Origin of the sequence: Cellvibrio japonicus Ueda107 (assembly GCF_000019225.1) — a bacterium.
GTDB lineage: Bacteria > Pseudomonadota > Gammaproteobacteria > Pseudomonadales > Cellvibrionaceae > Cellvibrio > Cellvibrio japonicus.
In genome coordinates this window covers 491037-508773 of record NC_010995.1, presented here as the reverse complement: position 1 = coordinate 508773, position 17737 = coordinate 491037, and the positions used below count along the sequence as shown (strand labels likewise).

The following is a 17737-nucleotide window of genomic DNA, read 5'->3' as shown; positions in this document are numbered from 1 at the left end:
ATAAGGCCCTAATCAAAACGCAGAACCAGGGGAGACCTTACTGCCATCACCAAGGGCTTGAACGACGGATTGGTGTTGCGGCGTGCGGTAACCCACCCCTGGACTTCGAGGGACTTGCCTTTCAGGCTTTTCCAGTCATTTGCCGTGTAGGAAAAATAGGGCCAATCCTCGCGGGCGATCCGCAATACCAGGGCGCCCTCCAATTCCAGCCAAACCGCTGAATTAATATCCACTTTTTCAATGCGTCCCTTGATTCGCTGGAAACCGGTATCGCGCTGGTTGAGCTGGGTCGCCGGTTTGGCCTTCCAGGCCGCCTTGCCCCAAATACCGCGCCGTACCTGACGCGCCTCTTCATGGGCGGCAAACAAGCACTCTGCCTGGTCAATATTGGGAGGGACAGCAATAGGAAATGCCAACCCCTGCTGCAACAGGCTCACAGCCAGGCTTTGGCCCTGTGGGTTGTATACGTGTGCCAGCACACGCCCGTAATGGTCGCGCTGCTCCTGCTCCAGCCCCAGTTGCACGCGCCCTTTGGCCTGTTCGACGAATAACTCTGCTGCCCGTTTTGCCTCCACCCCCAGGGATTGCCCGGGCTGCCCTTTGCGATCCAGTTCGGGGGCATTCATCCCCAGTACCCTGACGGAGCGCCCATCACTCAGCCTGAGGGTATCGCCATCAACAACCCGCTCTACCGTGAACCAGCGGCCATCGCCCTGGCCACAATCCGCCAGCGAATGGAGAGACAGCGTTAATAACAGCCATAAAAAATGGCCGGGAGCCATTTTCAATGTCGTACAACGACGACCCGAAGGGTGGCGGCCATGGATGGTACGCCATAAAAAAACGCCGAGGCCCAAGGCGCTCGGCGTTTTTTTATGGCTTGCGGTTACCCGCACCATCTTATTACTTCTTGACGGCAATACGGCTGCCGAAACGCTTGGTGAAGCGGTCAACGCGGCCACCGGTGCTAGCTTCTTTTTGCTTGCCGGTATAGAAAGGGTGGCATTCATTGCACACGTCTACGTGGAAATCTTTACCCAGTGTGGAACGGGTTTGGAAGTTATTACCGCAACTGCAGTTCACGGTAACCTCTTTGTATGAGGGATGAATTTCAGGTTTCATGACACTTGCCTTGAATAAAGTGTGCCGCCACCCGGGCATTGGCCAGGCACCGCACAACGGTTAAAAGAAAACGGCGTTTTTAGGGAGCGGCGATACTAGCAGATTATTGCTCCAAGGCAAGCAGAATCTGCCCATGGCAAGGCCGGCGGGCAGATCTCACTGGCAGTCAGGCAGGCCTGGGGGACCAGACTTTGCACCAGCCAGCTCCTTTTACCAACTTCCCCGGAAAAATCTTGCAGCCAACCCATTCTGCACTCAAATCCCCGGTGGCTTGCAGGCAATTCGTACAATGGCGCGCAGCCGCTTCCGATTGCTCCACATAGCCCAGCGCCTTGGCTTGGGGATTATCCTCACTCAACGGCTCCTGGGCCTGGAGTTCGTAGGCAGAAATCAGGCTGGAACCGGCAATAAGCCCGGACCATTTGATAAACTCTCGACGTTTCACGGTAATCACTCCTATTGTTGTCATTCGTCTGCATCTGCCGGGGAATAAACAGGCACAACCTGTACAAGCGCTTGCAATTGGCCACCCCGGAACGGACACTGCGGCATTGCGTGCACCTTATCACTGACCATCCATGACCATTCTTGAAGTCGCCCTGCCCACCCCACTGCGCCGCCGTTTTGATTACCTCCTGCCTGGTAACTGGTCCGGCGACAACCCAATGCCCGGTTCGCGGGTAAAAGTACCTTTTGGCAACCAGGAGCTGATCGGCTTATTGATTACCTGCAAGAGTCACTCCCATCTGGCAGAACACAAACTCAAACCAGCCCTGGAGATTCTCGATGAAATACCGGTAATGGACACCGAACTCCTTGAACTCAGCCTCTGGGCCGCCGACTATTACCAATGCGCCCCGGGTGAAGCCTTGCAAACTGCGCTACCTGTCCTTTTGCGCCAGGGGGTACCTGCACATCTGGCCGGCGAAACCGTTTTTACCCTAACCCCCGAGGGCAAGGGACTACCCCAGGGAGCCCTGAAGCGCTCCCCCAAACAGGCTGCCCTGCTAGCGGCACTTCAACAGCAGGATTATCTGCGACGGAGCGACCTGGCCCCCCTGGGAATCAGTCGCCCCATCCTTAAACAACTACAGGATAAAGGCCTGGTTGAAACCAAGGAGCTCCTGCCCGAACGTCCCGATACACTGCACTTGCTGCGCGAACAACCACTTGTCCTGGGTGATGAACAAACAAAGGTTATGGCAAGTCTTCATACAGAAGGCTTTACCACCTATTTGCTCGATGGCGCTACCGGCAGTGGCAAGACCGAAATTTACCTGCAAGCGATAGAGAAGGTATTGACCCAGGGCAAACAAGCCCTGGTTCTGGTACCGGAAATTGGGTTGACCCCTCAAACCCTGGCGCGCTTTCACCGCCGCTTTGCTGCGCCTGTTGTGACCCTGCATTCCGGCCTGAATGATCGCGAACGGTTGGATGCCTGGTTACAGGCGCGCGCAGGTCATGCGTCAATTATTATCGGAACACGCTCGGCTATTTTTACCCCACTTGCCAAACCGGGCATCATCATCGTGGATGAAGAGCACGATGGCTCTTTTAAACAGCAGGATGGGTTTCGCTATTCCGCCCGGGACCTGGCGGTCATGCGCGCCCAACGCCTGGGAATTCCACTGATCCTCGGCTCGGCCACTCCCTCACTGGAAAGCCTGCACAATGCGCAAAGCCAGCGATACCAGCACCTGCAACTACGTGCGCGGGCAGGCAGTGCCATACCACCCGAGTTGCGCCTGTTGGATATCCGCAACCAGGCCCTGCACGAAGGCTTTGCCGCCGCCAGCCTCGCCGCTATTGATGCCACACTCAAGGCCGGCAACCAGGTGCTGGTATTCCTTAACCGGCGCGGCTATGCCCCGGCCCTGGAGTGCCACGCTTGCGGCTGGTTGGCGCAATGCAATCACTGCGATGCGCGCCTGACCTTGCACCAGAGCCCGCGCCACCTGCACTGCCACCACTGCGATCACCAGCGCGCCGTCCCCCACACCTGTCCCGAATGCAAAAGCCCGCAGCTTTTCCCACTCGGCCAGGGTACAGAGCGCAGTGAATCCGCCCTGCAACAACTGTTCCCCCAGGTACCGGTCATTCGTGTGGACCGCGACTCCACCCGCGCTAAGGACGGCATGCAAAAATTGCTGGCAGGCGTCCATCAAGGCATACCCTGTATTCTGGTCGGTACCCAAATGCTGGCCAAAGGCCACCATTTTGCCGATGTCACCCTGGTGGTGATCATCGATGCCGATGCCGGGCTTTTCAGTACCGACTTTCGCGGCCCCGAACGCATGGGGCAGTTATTACTGCAAGTAGCCGGACGCGCCGGGCGTGCCGAAAAACCCGGACAGGTACTGATCCAAAGCTATCACAGCGATCACCCGTTGATGCAGACCCTGGTCAGCCGCGGTTACCACACCCTGGCGGAACAGATACTGCACGAGCGCCAACTCACCCAGATGCCACCCTATCGCCACCTGGCACTGCTGCGCGCCGAAAGCCAACGCCCCGAACTGGCACTCCAATTCCTGGAGCGGGCCCGCCTGCTGGCCGAAGATACCCTGCCCCCAAGCCCCTTGTTAAGCTATCTGGGCCCCCTGCCTGCCATGATGGAAAAACGCGGCGACCGCTTTCGCTACCAGCTTCAATTCAATGCAGCGCAACGCAAACCGCTACAACAGCTGCTCAGTCAACTGGCGCTGCAATTGGAAGCTGACCCACTGGGACGGCGCGTCCGCTGGGCATTGGATGTAGATCCCCAGGAGATGTAACCGTGACGTCACCGGGGAATCTCTTTACAATCGCGCCCTGAATTCCAGGGTTACCAGACATGAGCCGAGACTACGCCAAAAAAAGCCGATCACCGAACCGCAAAAGCAGCACTGGCAACCATACCCCCGGCTGGGTATGGTTTATCGTGGGCGGGATCCTGGGCGCATTCGCCGCCAGCCTCTATTTCATCAAACACCCGGTGGAAGTCGTCAAACCGGCAAAAGAGGCTCCCAAGCCCAAAGCCCAGAGCGACATTCCCAAGCCGCGCTTTGATTTCTACAAGCTGTTGCAGGAAAGTGAAACCATAGTCCCGGCCAGCGAAACCAACAGCCCAGAGGACAAACCGGCCGCGGAGAAAGACACGACCGAATATATCCTGCAAGTGGGCTCCTTCCCCGGTGCCGAAGATGCCGACAAACTGCGCGCCCAGCTGATATTGATCAACCTGGATGCCCGTATCGAAAAGGTTGAAATCCGCAAGGGGGAAATCTGGCACCGGGTTGTGGTCGGCCCCTTCGCCAGCCAGGCAGCCCTCACCAAGGCGCGCACCACCCTGGTCAATAACCAGTACAACGCCCTGGTGCTCAAACGCGCTAAAACCCGTTAAGCGATCCATCCTGTCGCAGGGTGGCTTGAAAAAGCCGGCCCTGCCCCCACCTTGGCAAGCTCCCCGTTGTAATTTGTAAAGGTTTTTACGTGACTACCATTCTTTCTGTTCGTCGCGATGGCCAGGTGGTGATCGGTGGCGATGGCCAGGTCTCCCTCGGCAATACCGTGATGAAAGGCAATGCGCGCAAGGTGCGCCGCCTCTACAAAAACCAGGTGCTGGCCGGCTTTGCGGGCGGCACTGCCGATGCCTTCACCCTGTTTGAGCGCTTTGAAGCCAAACTCGAATCCCACAACGGCCAGTTGACCCGCGCGGCGGTGGAGTTGGCCAAAGACTGGCGCACCGACCGCAGCCTGCGACGCTTGGAAGCCCTGCTGGCAGTCGCCGATAAAGAAGCCTCGCTGATCATCACCGGCAATGGCGATGTGATCCAGCCGGAAGATGACCTGATCGCCATCGGCTCCGGTGGCATGTATGCGCAAGCCGCCGCCCGTGCCCTGCTGGAAAATACCCAACTGGATGCGCGCAATATTGTGGAAAAGGGTTTGAAAATCGCCGGTGATATCTGCGTGTACACCAACCAGAATCACACGATAGAAGTATTGGATTACTAACTGACCCGCAAGGCATACTCCACCTCATTGTTATTATTGAAGAATTTTTATGTCCTCCATGACCCCGCGCGAAATCGTGCACGAACTGGATAAACACATTGTCGGCCAGCAGGATGCCAAGCGCGCCGTGGCCATTGCCCTGCGCAACCGCTGGCGCCGCATGCAATTACCGGCCGATATGCGCAGTGAAGTCACACCCAAAAATATCCTGATGATCGGCCCCACCGGGGTCGGCAAAACCGAAATCGCCCGCCGCCTGGCCAAGCTGGCCAATGCGCCGTTTATCAAGGTGGAGGCCACCAAATTCACCGAAGTGGGCTATGTGGGGCGCGATGTGGAATCCATTATCCGCGACCTGGTGGATGTGGCGATCAAACTGCGCCGCGAACAGGCCATGAAGGCGGTTCAGTACCGTGCGGCCGAAGCAGCGGAAGAGCGTATCCTCGATGTGCTCCTGCCCCCCGCGCGCGATACTTCCGAAGAGGAAAGCAAGCACGAGTCATCCACCCGCCAGATCTTCCGCAAAAAGTTGCGCGAAGGCCAACTCGATGACAAGGAAATCGAAATCGACGTAGCTGCCGCCAGCGTCGGTGTGGAAATCATGGCGCCCCCCGGTATGGAAGAAATGACCAGCCAGTTGCAGAATATGTTTTCTTCCCTTGGACGCGAGCGCACCAAGAAAACCAAGATGACGGTCAAAAAAGCCTTCAAACAGCTACAGGATGAAGAAGCCGCCAAGCTGGTCAGCGAGGAGGACATTAAAACCCAGGCCCTGGAAACCGTGGAGCAAAACGGCATCGTCTTTATCGATGAGATCGACAAGGTGGCGCGCCGCGGCAATGTCAGTGGTGCCGATGTGTCCCGTGAAGGTGTACAACGCGACCTGCTGCCATTGATCGAAGGCTGCACTGTCTCCACCAAGCACGGCATGGTCAAAACCGACCATATTCTGTTTATCACCTCGGGTGCGTTCCACCTGAGCAAACCCTCCGATTTAATTCCCGAGCTCCAGGGACGCCTGCCTATCCGGGTAGAGCTGCAAGCACTGACCCCGGATGACTTCGAACGCATACTGACCGAACCCAAGGCATCACTCACCGAGCAGCAGCAGGCGCTGTTAAAAACGGAAGGGGTTGATATCCAATTCACCCAGGATGGCATTCGCCGTATTGCGGAAACGGCTTTCGATGTCAATGAACGCACCGAAAATATCGGCGCACGCCGTTTGCATACGATCCTGGAACGCTTGCTGGAAGACGTCTCTTTCGATGCCGGCAATGACACATCCAGTATCCGGATTGATGGTGCTTATGTTGACGCCCATCTGGGTGAACTGGCCAAAAACGAAGATTTAAGCCGCTATATTTTGTAATTCACCTAAGGTCACATCAACCATTCAAAAACGGCAGCCAATAATAAGCTGCCGTTTTTTTATGCATATTTTCCATGATGTTTATTCGGATTTTATTCAGCAACACCAAACTATTGTTATTTGTACGGCTCAACACATGACAAGTGTGAGTTGTTCAGCAAAACTGAATCAGTAAGAATTTTGTAACACAGCAAATGAACCTGGTCGCAGCTGTTATTTGTTGTGATTGCCATAAAGTATCGGTGCTATGACTCCCACAAAAATTCAACTGCACAAACAATCGCGACAACTGGAATTACATTTTGGCCCGGAGCAATTTGTGTTATCGGCGGAATTTTTACGGGTGCATTCACCCAGTGCGGAGGTCAAGGGGCACGGCCCCGGCCAAGCGGTATTGCAGTACGGTAAGCGGGATGTCGGTATCCAGCGTATCGAGCGCGCCGGTAATTATGCGCTCAAGCTGGTGTTCGACGATGGGCATGAAACCGGCATCTACACCTGGGACTACCTTTATCAGTTGGGCAAACAACAGGCCTCCCTGTGGGAATCCTATCTCACTGAACTGCACAATGCCGGAAAAACACGGCAAGCCAATACCAGTGTGGTACGCCTGATAGACCCTGCACAGTAAGGCAAAAAGGCAACTCCAACGACAAGATTTTTTCGTGGATTTTTTGTTGCACACCTGGCAACTCCACGTTCAAACATCTGGCATGAGGCAGTTCGTTAGCTTCACGCCACCTTCCAATAACAACAGTCAATAACAAAAACCAACCCGGTACTCGCCCGCCAGGGGCCTTGATGCCATGGCCTGCGCATACCTGTTTTTTGTCGCCACCGTTTAACCAGACGCCCACCAGGGCGTGAGAATGACTGCAAATGGAAAGAAAGTATTTGATTGCCCACGGCTATTTCACTCTCTGGGTGCTGCTGCTCTCGCTCGCACCACTGCTCAGCTTTTGGTGGGTCATGCCCCGCCCCGATCACCTCATGGGCGAGATTTACCGCTTTACTACCCTGGGCTATTACGGTCTTCTACTCAGTGTGATCGCAGTACTGTGCCTGCCCCTGAGTACCTCGCGCTGGACACGTCCGCTCTATGCAATCCTGTTGGCAGGTTGGTTACTCTATCTGGTGATAGACGTCGCCACCTTTAACCTTTACCTCTTCCATGTGGATTGGGTAATGATTGAAATGTTTTTGATGGACTTTACCGGCCTTGGTGTACCCGTTTTCCTATTGGTACTGGCGGGCCTACTTGCCCTGGCCACCTGCGCAGTCCTTTGCTGGCTCAGTGCAAAAACACCCTCAATGGCATTCGCGCAAAGAGGTAAGCCACTGCTGTTGGCTGTGGGACTTTTTATCGTTTTATTAACGGGTAACTCTATTATCAATATCTGGGCTGATCGCTATCACCGCCAGGAGATCAGCTACATCACACCTTACCTTCCACTCTATCAACCGATCACCAGCAGCAAACACGCTGAACCCCTAGCGCGCCTGTTACCGGGCATTTTCCCGGCTGAATTCGGCACATTGGATAGAGAGGCTGTACAGGAAAAAAGCGTCATTCAATATCCGCTGGAACCCTTGCAATGCACACCACCGGAAAAACCGGCATCGATCCTGATGTTGGTCGTGGAAAGCTGGCAGGCCGATGCGCTTAACCCCGAGGTAATGCCCAACCTGTCGCGCTTTAGTGAACAGGCACTGCGTTTTGATCGCCATATTTCCGGTGGCTCTGCGACAGTCCCCGGATTATTCAGCTTGTTTTTTGGTTTGCACGCCAGCTACTACCCGGCCTTCAAGGCAACACCCGATGCCAACCCCAGCCTGTTTACCGAAACCTTGGCAAACCTTGGCTATGACACGCGCGTGTATACCAATACCAACCTGGAACGGTTTTCCCTGCGCCGACTGATTTTTCCGCGTGTACCGGAAAATCATTTTTCCCAGCAGGAAACGGATCGGCGTGTCGTCAACGATTTCCTGAAACGCAACACCAAGGTCAATCGCACACCGCAATTTGATTTTGTGTTCCTGACCTCATCGCATTCACCTTACAAATACCCGCGTCAATTTGCGTATTTCCATCCATTACCCAAGGTGAAAGGCGGCTATGCGCTGAACAAGCACAGTGATAACCGGGTATACAAAAACGATTACTACAACAGCCTGGTCTACGTGGATCACCTGTTGGGGGAAATATTGCAACAGCTGGAGCAAACCGGCGCCCTGGAAAATACCTGGGTGGTGATTACCGGTGACCATGCAGAGGAGTTTAATGAGAACCAGGCCGGCTTCTGGGGCCATGGCAGCAACTTTACCCGCTGGCAAACACAAACGCCGTTGCTGGTGCGCGCCCCCGGAAAAGTATTGCCTGCACATGAACCCAGGCCCTCTACCCATCAGGATATAGTACCCACCCTGATGCACGAAGTGCTGGGTTGTACAACGGCGCGCGAATCTTACTCCACCGGCGAAAACCTCCTGGCATTACCGGAGCATCGCAACAGCGTGATCTCTTCGTATTACAACCATGCTTATTGGGTTGACGGCACGATCCTCGATCGCAGTACCGGCAAGGAATACCAGTGGAACGATTTCAATCAGCGTGCTAATTCGATCGACAAGGATCGACTGCATCAACTGCGCGCCGAAGAGCGGCGCTTCTTTAAAAGCAAGGCATCGTTGCGGGAATAAAGCGAAAAACGATTAAACAGGCGAAAGCCTGTTTAATCGTCAGAAGGCAGGTTGCGACGTTTACCGGTAACCATCGATAAAGGCAGGTTTTCACGCAGGCGAACACTTTCCACAACGGCGGCAAGGATATGCACTATGACCAATCCCAACAAGCTGTTGGCGATAATGCCGTGCAAATTTTCAACCCAGTCCTCGCCCCAGAAATAATCAATTTCCTCCATCATGTACCCGGTGATACCCAAAGCCAGCACAGCCAGCATCATCAGGATCATCACCAGGGCACCCAGCGGTGAATGGCCGAGGCGATGGCAGGGTTCACCGCACACCAACGCGCGAACATGCTGTTTAAGCCGCGCAGGCGTCGGAAAAAAATCTGACCAGCGCGCCGCACCCTTACCGATAAATCCCCACAGGAATCTCACCAGCAATAAAACAACGGCAGCATAACCCAACCATTGGTGCCAATCACCGCCCTGCTCATTGAGATACATGTTGGAGACAAAAATAATCACCAGCGACCAGTGGAAGACCCGCACCAGCGGGTCCCACAATGTGACGGTTGGGCTGGCCATTAGTCGTCGATTTCTTCTTTAACAACCGCACCAGTGACAGGATCGAAATAGATTTCGACTTTTTGCTTGTCTTTGTTCCAGCCGTAAATCTCGTAGCAATTGCCATCGGTCACTTTAAACACTTTGATGTCGTAACCCTGAGATTTCAGATCTTCCTGGAACTTGGCCTGATCCAGCCACTGGGATTTGTCAGTTTCGGTACACTGTGGACCGGCAATCGCCAGTGAACTGAAACTGGCAAGGGCAATAAACAGTAATTTACGCATGGGCTTCTATCCTCTTTATGCAATGTTATGGTTCAAAGGGTCCTGTTGATACTGCACACGGCAGTGGGAGGGCAGCTTACCGGATTAATCACCTGAAACCATTAATCCAAACTTAAAAACCCATCCTGCCTCAGCAACATACCACGCGCATCTGACCGAACTCCACCAGACTGGTTCCCGCAATTTGTCCAGGCCGTGCACTGACGCACAAGCCCAGGCCAGTTAATTGCTGATTACAACGACAGATTGCGCAGGCACTGACAGACTGACGTTGCCCGCATTATCCGTCATCACCGTCACGCTGCTATCCGGCAAACGCTGTGATAAAGAGAGGTTGGCCTGTCCAATATCGGCAGTTAACACCTGTGCGCTATTACTCAAATTAATCAGTATGGCGGCAACACCATCCGCCAGGGTACGGCGAAATACCACATGGCTATTGCCTGTGTTCGACTGCAATTGCAACTCTCCCATTGCCAAGACCGGATACTGGTTACGCAACTGATAAAGGCTGCGGTAATGTTCCAGCAAAGAGCCAGCTACCCCCTCTTGGGCAGCCACGTTACGACTGGCCACATTGGTCGATAAGCCGCGATAGGGTGTTGCGGTGGTAAACCCGGCATTGCTGGTATTAGCGGTCCAACTCATGGGCGTACGCAAACCTGGATCACCACTCTGGCTGCCATTGGCCATGCCGATCTCCTCACCGTAATAGGTAAAGGGCGTATCCGAAGCCAGGATGGCAATGGCGGAGGCAACCCGATATTCCGCCAGTGTCAGGTCTGTCGCGGGGCGACTACCCGCAAAGCTATCGTGGTTGGAGAGGATAAAAGGCATGTGCAGGCGCTGTGCGCTGTTCAATTGCTGCACCAGACCAGTGTGCAGGCTGCGATTGCGCGCGCTGTCGCGGATTGTCCATTGGTGCCCAAAGGCAAACACACGGCCACAGGAATCCTCTGACACATATTCATCGGGCGCATCAGGTGATTCGCAAATCGCGTAGCGATTACCGTAGTCATCGATCAGACTGCGAATCTCTGCCAGCAATGGATGATTTTCCGGTTGCTCACTCCACTGGCCCGGCCCGTTTTCAAACAACACACCGGTGGCATCAAAGCGAATGCCATCAACACCCCGGTTGAGCCAAAAGCGCAGGTTATCCCGGTGATAATCCACTACCTGCTGGTTGCGCAGGTTGAAGTCCGGCAGGCCCGCGGTGAATACCCCATAGTAGTAATCCCCTGATGGTGCGCTATGCCAGGTGGGATTACCGCCCCAACTGGTCCAACCGGGATTGGTGTTGGAAAAGATATACCAGTCGCGCTTGCTGTTATTGGCGGCCGATGCGGCGTCAATAAATAGCGGATTGGCGCTGGAACTGTGGTTGATCACATAGTCGATGATGACACCGATACCGCGCGCATGGGCCTCCGCCAGCAATTGCGCAAAATCGTCTGCTGTACCGTAATCCGACTCTACCTTGCGATAATCGGACACCGCATAACCGTGGTCGTTATCGCTGCTTTCAGTCATGGGCATTAGCCAGATGCCGGTAATACCCAGCGCCTGCAAGTAATCGAGCTTGCTGATCAGCCCCTGGAAATCGCCCACCCCATCACCATCGGAATCCTTGTAGGAACGCACAAATATCTGCATAAAGTTGGCGCGCTTATGCCAATCGGGAGGCAACCCGGAATTGTTAGCCACCGGCTCTACCGGGCTCAAATCCAGGGCGGCTGACGCATTGCCCACATTGGCCAATGCCAGTTCAGCCTCGGCCTGGTTGAAATACAGGGTATTGTCATCCTGGATGACCCAAACCTGGTTGCCACTGGTTGCGGGTACAAAACCCAGATCGGCCGTCGGGCTTTTGAAATCCCCCTTATGCACAATGAAATTGAACGCTACCGACCCATTGCTGAGCGGCACCCTGGCGACCGCCCAATCACCTTCGGTGCCGTCAAAGGGACGGGCATTGGCCCAGGTAGTGACGGTACTGGCAGGAATCGCCGAACCCCACAAGTGCAATCCCCAACCGCTATAGGTCTTATCCAGGCGCTGGTAATAAACCGTGACAACCGGCGCGGCACTGCTGCTTGAAAACGCACTACTGACCGATACTGCACTGGATGTTGATTGACTGCTGGACGAGGGGCTGGAACCTGGCGACGCGGCAATCGAGGAACTGCCCGGCAAGGAACTGGACGATGGCAACGAAGAGAGACTGGATGCACTGGTGGAGCTGTCAGATGGGTGCGAAGGTTGGCTTGAGCCACCTCCCCCACCGCAGGCAGTCAACACTAATAGCAGGGCCAGCACGGAGAGCATTATTTTCATTAGCGGGACTCCTGAGCATGCGAGCCCGGAAGTCTATCAAGCAACACCGGCCAGCCGGGTGCAGCGGCGGACGGCTACATACGTATTCACAAGGTAAAGATAGGTTAGATACTACACAGACCAGTTAATCACACCGGTATAAGCCGTCGCCAACACCAGCAAACCGAAGGCAATGCGATACCAGGCAAATGCCATGTAGGTATGCTTGCTGACAAAGCGGAGCAATGCGCGCATCACCGCAAAGGTGACAAAAAAGGAAGTGATAAAACCTATCGCCAGGATACCCATGTCTTCAATCTCCATTTGCTCGCGCGCCTCCCACAAGGCATAGAGCGAAGCGGCGCCAATCATGGGAATAGCCAGGAAAAAAGAGAACTCGGTAGAGGCCCTGCGCGAGAGGCCAAAATACATGCCGCCAATAATGGTCGCGCCGGAGCGCGAGGTGCCGGGGATCAGGGCAAGGCACTGGCATAAACCCACGTTGAACGCGTCGGCATAACTGATGCGATCCATATCATCCAGGCGCGGCGCATAGGCATACTTTTCCACCCACATGATGATAACCCCCCCCACAATAAAACCACCTGCTACCACATAGGGGCTAAATAAAACGGTGCGGATAAAATCACTGAACAGAAAACCCACCAAGGCCGCCGGGAAAAATGCAATCGCCACATTGATAAATAAATTGCGCTCTATGCCAGGACGAACCGCTCCCGCCAGGCTGGAAAAGATCTTGACGCGGTACTCCCAGACAATTGCCAGCATGGCGCCCATCTGGATAAAGATCTCAAACACCACGCGCTTGTCGTGGGAGAGAAAGTTCATAACATCTGCCGCCAGGATCAAGTGGCCGGTACTGGAGATGGGCAACAGCTCGGTAATACCCTCCACAATACCCATAATGATGGCTTTGATAACCAGCAAGAGATCCATGCGCAACTCCTCAGTTGATGAATAGGCAGCCCGCCCCGTTGAAGCGCGCGCAGTGTGCGATATGCACCGGGTGATTGCAAACACGGCACCGTAAAAACAAACACCTGTCTGCTGCATCACAGGCTGCACAAAACACACCAGCAAGCTCGCCGACATACAGCTATGATTCACACCGGCAAGCTATGATGTTGCCCTGTACATCCTCAGGAGACTCCCATGACACGGCATTCCCTTTTTTCCCCCTGGCTTTTGTTACTCAGCATAATCCTGGTTGGCTGTGCCTCACCCAAATACCAACAAGATTCCAAAAGCGGGGCCGTACTTAACGATTTACACACCTACCAATGGCGCTCACTGGATGTGGAAATTGCCGGCGCCAACAAAGCCCAAATACAACAGCTGCTGGACGAACAGCTGCTGCGCCAGGGCTATCGCCTGGCAACCGACAAGCCCGATATGCTGCTTGACCTCCAGGCATTCAGTCGCGTCAGCCAGGGTGGCAATACCGGAATCGGCATTGGCATCGGCCTGCCCGTCGGGCGTCACGGCAGTGTCGGCCTGGGCACCAGCCAAATCCTCGGGCGCAATAAACAGGAAGGGGTTGTGGTGCTCGATATCACCCGCACCGATAACAACACCCTGGTGTGGCGCGGCAGTGCCGAGTCCTTGCCACTGAGCTATTTCGAGCTGGGCAAGGAACAAAAACTGCGTGACAGCCTCAACAAATTGCTCGCACAATTCCCGCCGCAATAAACTCCACCGGGGCGATAAGTGCATCGCCCCGCGCTTTACCTACCCGCGTCCGCACTAACGCCCTGAGGTATAGGGTTTTTCCGTGAGTCACACGTCATCGCGCCTCTCTCCCGAAGGCATCTTGCTCCTGCTCGGCATAGGCTTTGGCTGGGGCCTGAACTGGCCCATCATGAAATACATCATCAGCGAGATTCCCCCATTATCCTTCCGCGGCTTTTGCCTGCTGCTGGGGGGATTGGGCATCCTGGCGCTGGCGCGCATCGGCGGCCATTCCCTGCGTATCCCGCGCGCCTACTGGGGCAAGATATTCTGGGTATGCCTGTTCAACATCCTGGCCTGGAATATCATGGCCACCTTTGGCCTCTCCCTGCTTCCTGCCGGACGCTCCGCCCTGTTGGGTTACACCATGCCCCTATGGACCGTGTTGCTCTCGGTGTTGATCCTGAAAGACAGCTTCAGTGTGCGCATCGGGCTGGCCCTGGTATTGGGGTTGGGAGGCATTTTTGCACTCCTGTCCGATAGCCTGCTCAGCTGGTTTGGCGGACCGCTGAATAGCTCACTGCTGCTGGGCGCCGGTTTGATGGTTGGTGCAGCCTGGGGTTGGGCGCTGGGCACGGTGTTACTCAAACGCTGGAAAATCCCGCTTCACAGTGTCGTGCTAACCGGTTGGCTGTTGCTGCTCGCCAGCCTTCCCACCCTGGTGGCCGCCGCCTGGTTTGATGGCATACCCCATAGCATGCCGGACCAGTGGGCACTCTGGGGCGTGGTGTATAACGTGTTTATCGGTTTTATGTTTTGCTACTGGGCCTGGGTCAGGCTGGTCGAGCTGGTACCGGTGAGCGTCTCCTCCCTGTCTTCACTGATTACGCCCCTGATCGGGGTTGCTTCAAGCATTATCCTGCTCGGCGAAGAGCCCGGCTGGCCGGAAATCAGTGCCACCCTGTTAATCCTGGGGGCCGTCGCCGTGGTGAACTGGAAACCGGGAAACGCTAAACAGAAGTACTAAACAACCACCGGAACAGGCTGGCGCAACACCAACAGCGAACGTTCGGGATCAATAACAGCACCATAGGCCATCACCTCTACCCCGGCCGCCTGGGCCTCGCGCAGGGTCTTGCCGTAAGTAGCATCTATATGGTCGGCCGGACTAACGCGCCGGATGCCCGTGTGCTGCACACAAAAAAGCAGTACCGCCCGCTGTCCCTGCGCCACCGCCCCCATCAACTCACGCAGGTGCTTGCTGCCGCGCTCGCTGACGGCATCGGGGAAATAACCTTCGCCCTCAGCCTCCATCAGGGTGACGCTTTTGACTTCGACATAGCAGTCGCGTCCATCCTGTGCATGGTCGCGCAGCAGGAAATCGATGCGCGATCTTTCGCAACCATAGACCTGCTCGCGCAGGCAGCTGCCATAGCCGGTCAGTTCGGTAATCACCCCATCAACCAGGGCCTGCCGGACCAGTTCATTAGCACGCGCTGTATTGATACCGGCAAGGTGACCGCCCGGCGTGGTCACTAATTCCAGCGTCTGGGGATACTTGCGGGTTTTACTCTCGCTGTCGCTGTACCAGCAGGGACTTCCAGCCACCACACAGTTGCGCATAGAGCCGGTATTGGGACAATGCACCGTTATTTCACGGCCATCGGCCAGGCGGATATCGGCCAGAAAGCGCTTATAACGGCGCAGCAGGACGGCGGGCTTAAACACAGGGCGACCTCAACTTGCAGAAACTGGCAGCTTTTTGCACTCATTTACCCCGCTTTTCAAGCCTTTTTGCAGCGGAAAAGCACAAATTCGCCTGCACTGCCCGCGCGCAACCAGGCGATACTCACCTACCGCCAAAAAACACTGGCACAGCCATGATGAATCTGATAGCTTGCTCCCCCTTCAAATTCCGCCCAACCCCCAACGCCATAAACTGGCAGGGCAATAAATGGGGTTCGACGGAGAATTTGCCAAGCCAGGAAGTCCTGTCGATACGCATATCGAGAAGTTCACTGAAGAGTCCAACGAGGCGCTAATTACTATGGCGAAAAAAACTCCCTCCACAGAAACCTTTGCGCTGCGTCCTTTTACGCCTTACGAGGAAAAAAAGGGCGAAGAGTATATGAACGATAACCAGAAGGCGCACTTTCGTCAGTTGCTGTTGAACTGGCGCTCCGAGCTGATGGAAGAAGTGGATCGCACAGTTAGCCACATGAAAGACGAAGCGGCCAATTTCCCGGATCCGGCTGACCGCGCCAGCCAGGAAGAAGAGTTCAGCCTGGAGCTGCGCACCCGCGACCGCGAGCGCAAGCTGATCAAGAAAATCGACTCCACCCTGGAGCTGATCGAAAACGACGATTACGGTTATTGCGATGCCTGCGGGGTGGAAATCGGTATCCGTCGCCTCGAAGCGCGCCCCACCGCCACCCTCTGCGTTGACTGCAAAACCCTGGCGGAAATCAAAGAGAAACAAATCGGCGGTTAATCCGCCCGGCGGCGGGCCAGTCCCGCCGCACCTCCCCCGCCATGACGGGCATCCTGTTACAACCACCACCTCCCGCCTCCGCCAGTTATATCGGGCGCTTTGCCCCCTCGCCCAGCGGCCCACTGCACTTTGGCTCCCTGGTGACCGCCCTTGCCAGCTACCTGGATGCGAAGGCACACCAGGGCCGCTGGCTGGTGCGCATGGAAGACCTGGACCCGCCGCGCGAACAGCCCGGTGCGGCAGACAGCATACTGCGCTCACTGGACACCCATGGTTTGCACTGGGATGGCGAGGTGCTCTACCAAAGCCAACGCGTCGATGTGTACCAGGCCCAGCTTGATACCCTGATCCAGGCAGGACTTGCCTACCCTTGCAATTGTTCACGCCAACGGCTGCAAAACCTGGGCGGCAGCTACGATGGCCACTGCCGCCTCCACCCCCCGGCCTCCCACACGGCGATCGCCTGGCGACTCAAGCTCTATGACCTGCCATACGGCTTTGCACTACCGGAAACCATCGGCTTTACCGATGTCATCCAGGGTGTACAGGCCCAGGGGCTGCGCATAGCCGCCGGCGACCAGATACTCAAACGCCGCGATGGCTTTTACGCCTACCAGCTGGCGGTTGTCGTCGATGATATCGCCCAGGGCATTACCCACATCATTCGCGGCGCCGACCTGCTGGCGGTTACCGGGCGGCAAATCGCCTTCTTTTTATTACTCGGGCAACCAGCACCGACCTTTGGCCATCTGCCCCTGGCGCTGCAGCCCAACGGCCAGAAACTGAGCAAGCAAAACCAGGCGCCAGCGCTGGTCGATACACAAGCCGCGCAGAATCTCTGGCAGGCCCTACACTTTTTAGGGCAAAATCCCCCGGTTGATCTGCGCACAAGCCACTGCGAAGAGCTGCTCAGCTGGGCAGTCGCCCACTGGCAACGCACAGCCATTCACGGCCTGGGCCATTGTCATAAACCCGAATAATATGCCCGCCGCCAAACCGGGAGCACCGCTATGAACAACCAACGCCTGGTAATACTGCTGTTGCTGGTCGCCTATATTTTTTCGCCCTCGGTGTTTAACTGGATCGTTGCGCCCGACGGCGCCTGGTATCGCCCCTATATCGCCTGGGTAATGATCATTGTGATCGCCTTTATCATGCAGTTGCGACGCCACAAAACACGCGATGTCGATTAACCGGGCAACACTCAAAA

General features: G+C 55.6%; 19 protein-coding genes. 11 read left to right on the top strand and 8 right to left on the bottom strand.

The features are described from left to right. Positions 1-8: 8 nt before the first annotated feature. The 3 genes from CJA_RS02015 to CJA_RS02005 all read right to left on the bottom strand — a co-directional run bounded on the left by CJA_RS02015 (position 9) and on the right by CJA_RS02005 (position 1591). Positions 9-899 (bottom strand): thermonuclease family protein, encoded by an 891-nt coding sequence (locus CJA_RS02015; RefSeq protein WP_012486092.1) that lies wholly within the window; start codon positions 897-899, stop codon positions 9-11. Between the two features lie 4 nt (positions 900-903). After that, positions 904-1122, bottom strand: a complete 219-nt coding sequence (rpmE, locus tag CJA_RS02010; RefSeq protein ID WP_041550924.1) for a 50S ribosomal protein L31 — start codon at positions 1120-1122, stop codon at positions 904-906. 166 nt (positions 1123-1288) lie between these two features. Beyond that, positions 1289-1591, bottom strand: a complete 303-nt coding sequence (locus tag CJA_RS02005) for a high-potential iron-sulfur protein (RefSeq protein WP_041550922.1) — start codon at positions 1589-1591, stop codon at positions 1289-1291. 109 nt (positions 1592-1700) lie between these two features. Between CJA_RS02005 and CJA_RS02000 the strand changes: the two genes are divergently transcribed. From CJA_RS02000 to CJA_RS01975, 6 genes are all read left to right on the top strand, one after another. Beyond that, positions 1701-3896 (top strand): primosomal protein N', encoded by a 2196-nt coding sequence (locus CJA_RS02000; RefSeq protein ID WP_012486089.1) that lies wholly within the window; start codon positions 1701-1703, stop codon positions 3894-3896. A gap of 59 nt (positions 3897-3955) precedes the next feature. Further along, entirely contained in the window at positions 3956-4504 is a 549-nt protein-coding gene (locus tag CJA_RS01995) for an SPOR domain-containing protein (protein WP_012486088.1), read from the top strand. Between the two features lie 89 nt (positions 4505-4593). Next, positions 4594-5118 (top strand): ATP-dependent protease subunit HslV, encoded by a 525-nt coding sequence (gene hslV / locus CJA_RS01990; protein ID WP_012486087.1) that lies wholly within the window; start codon positions 4594-4596, stop codon positions 5116-5118. Positions 5119-5167: 49 nt separating this feature from the next. Continuing rightward, positions 5168-6490 (top strand): ATP-dependent protease ATPase subunit HslU, encoded by a 1323-nt coding sequence (gene hslU, locus CJA_RS01985; protein WP_012486086.1) that lies wholly within the window; start codon positions 5168-5170, stop codon positions 6488-6490. Positions 6491-6737: 247 nt separating this feature from the next. After that, entirely contained in the window at positions 6738-7121 is a 384-nt protein-coding gene (locus CJA_RS01980) for a gamma-butyrobetaine hydroxylase family protein (RefSeq protein WP_012486084.1), read from the top strand. Between the two features lie 248 nt (positions 7122-7369). Further along, positions 7370-9193 (top strand): sulfatase-like hydrolase/transferase, encoded by a 1824-nt coding sequence (locus tag CJA_RS01975; RefSeq protein WP_012486083.1) that lies wholly within the window; start codon positions 7370-7372, stop codon positions 9191-9193. A gap of 32 nt (positions 9194-9225) precedes the next feature. Here the strand turns inward: CJA_RS01975 and CJA_RS01970 are convergent, their stop codons facing one another. The 4 genes from CJA_RS01970 to CJA_RS01955 form a co-directional block, all read right to left on the bottom strand. Beyond that, on the bottom strand, positions 9226-9765 hold the full coding sequence (locus CJA_RS01970) for a cytochrome b/b6 domain-containing protein (RefSeq protein ID WP_012486082.1): 540 nt from the start codon (positions 9763-9765) through the stop codon (positions 9226-9228). Next, positions 9765-10031 carry a PepSY domain-containing protein gene (locus tag CJA_RS01965; RefSeq protein WP_012486081.1) on the bottom strand — a complete coding sequence of 89 codons (267 nt, stop codon included), beginning with the start codon at positions 10029-10031 and terminating at the stop codon, positions 9765-9767. Before CJA_RS01965 ends, CJA_RS01970 begins: the two co-directional genes overlap by 1 nt. Positions 10032-10253: 222 nt before the next feature. Next, on the bottom strand, positions 10254-12368 hold the full coding sequence (locus tag CJA_RS01960; RefSeq protein WP_012486080.1) for an alpha-amylase family glycosyl hydrolase: 2115 nt from the start codon (positions 12366-12368) through the stop codon (positions 10254-10256). A 111-nt stretch (positions 12369-12479) separates the two neighbouring features. After that, entirely contained in the window at positions 12480-13304 is an 825-nt protein-coding gene (locus CJA_RS01955) for an undecaprenyl-diphosphate phosphatase (protein WP_012486079.1), read from the bottom strand. 216 nt (positions 13305-13520) lie between these two features. Here CJA_RS01955 and CJA_RS01950 point away from each other — a divergent pair, with 216 nt between their 5' ends. After that, positions 13521-14057 carry a DUF4136 domain-containing protein gene (locus CJA_RS01950; RefSeq protein WP_012486078.1) on the top strand — a complete coding sequence of 179 codons (537 nt, stop codon included), beginning with the start codon at positions 13521-13523 and terminating at the stop codon, positions 14055-14057. A gap of 82 nt (positions 14058-14139) precedes the next feature. After that, positions 14140-15063 carry a DMT family transporter gene (locus tag CJA_RS01945; RefSeq protein WP_012486077.1) on the top strand — a complete coding sequence of 308 codons (924 nt, stop codon included), beginning with the start codon at positions 14140-14142 and terminating at the stop codon, positions 15061-15063. Here the strand turns inward: CJA_RS01945 and sfsA are convergent. Beyond that, on the bottom strand, positions 15060-15764 hold the full coding sequence (gene sfsA / locus CJA_RS01940) for a DNA/RNA nuclease SfsA (protein WP_012486076.1): 705 nt from the start codon (positions 15762-15764) through the stop codon (positions 15060-15062). The genes CJA_RS01945 and sfsA overlap by 4 nt on opposite strands. Before the next feature lie 319 nt (positions 15765-16083). Here sfsA and dksA point away from each other — a divergent pair, with 319 nt between their 5' ends. From dksA to CJA_RS01925, 3 genes are read left to right on the top strand one after another with little or no spacing between them, the layout of a single operon-like run. Beyond that, a complete protein-coding gene (dksA, locus tag CJA_RS01935; protein ID WP_041550919.1) occupies positions 16084-16527 on the top strand; it encodes an RNA polymerase-binding protein DksA in 444 nt (147 codons plus the stop codon). 41 nt (positions 16528-16568) lie between these two features. Then, the gene (gluQRS, locus tag CJA_RS01930) at positions 16569-17507 is read left to right on the top strand and encodes a tRNA glutamyl-Q(34) synthetase GluQRS (RefSeq protein WP_012486074.1); all 939 of its coding nucleotides are present in this window, start codon (positions 16569-16571) and stop codon (positions 17505-17507) included. A 30-nt stretch (positions 17508-17537) separates the two neighbouring features. After that, positions 17538-17720 (top strand): hypothetical protein, encoded by a 183-nt coding sequence (locus tag CJA_RS01925; protein ID WP_012486073.1) that lies wholly within the window; start codon positions 17538-17540, stop codon positions 17718-17720. Positions 17721-17737: the final 17 nt, after the last annotated feature.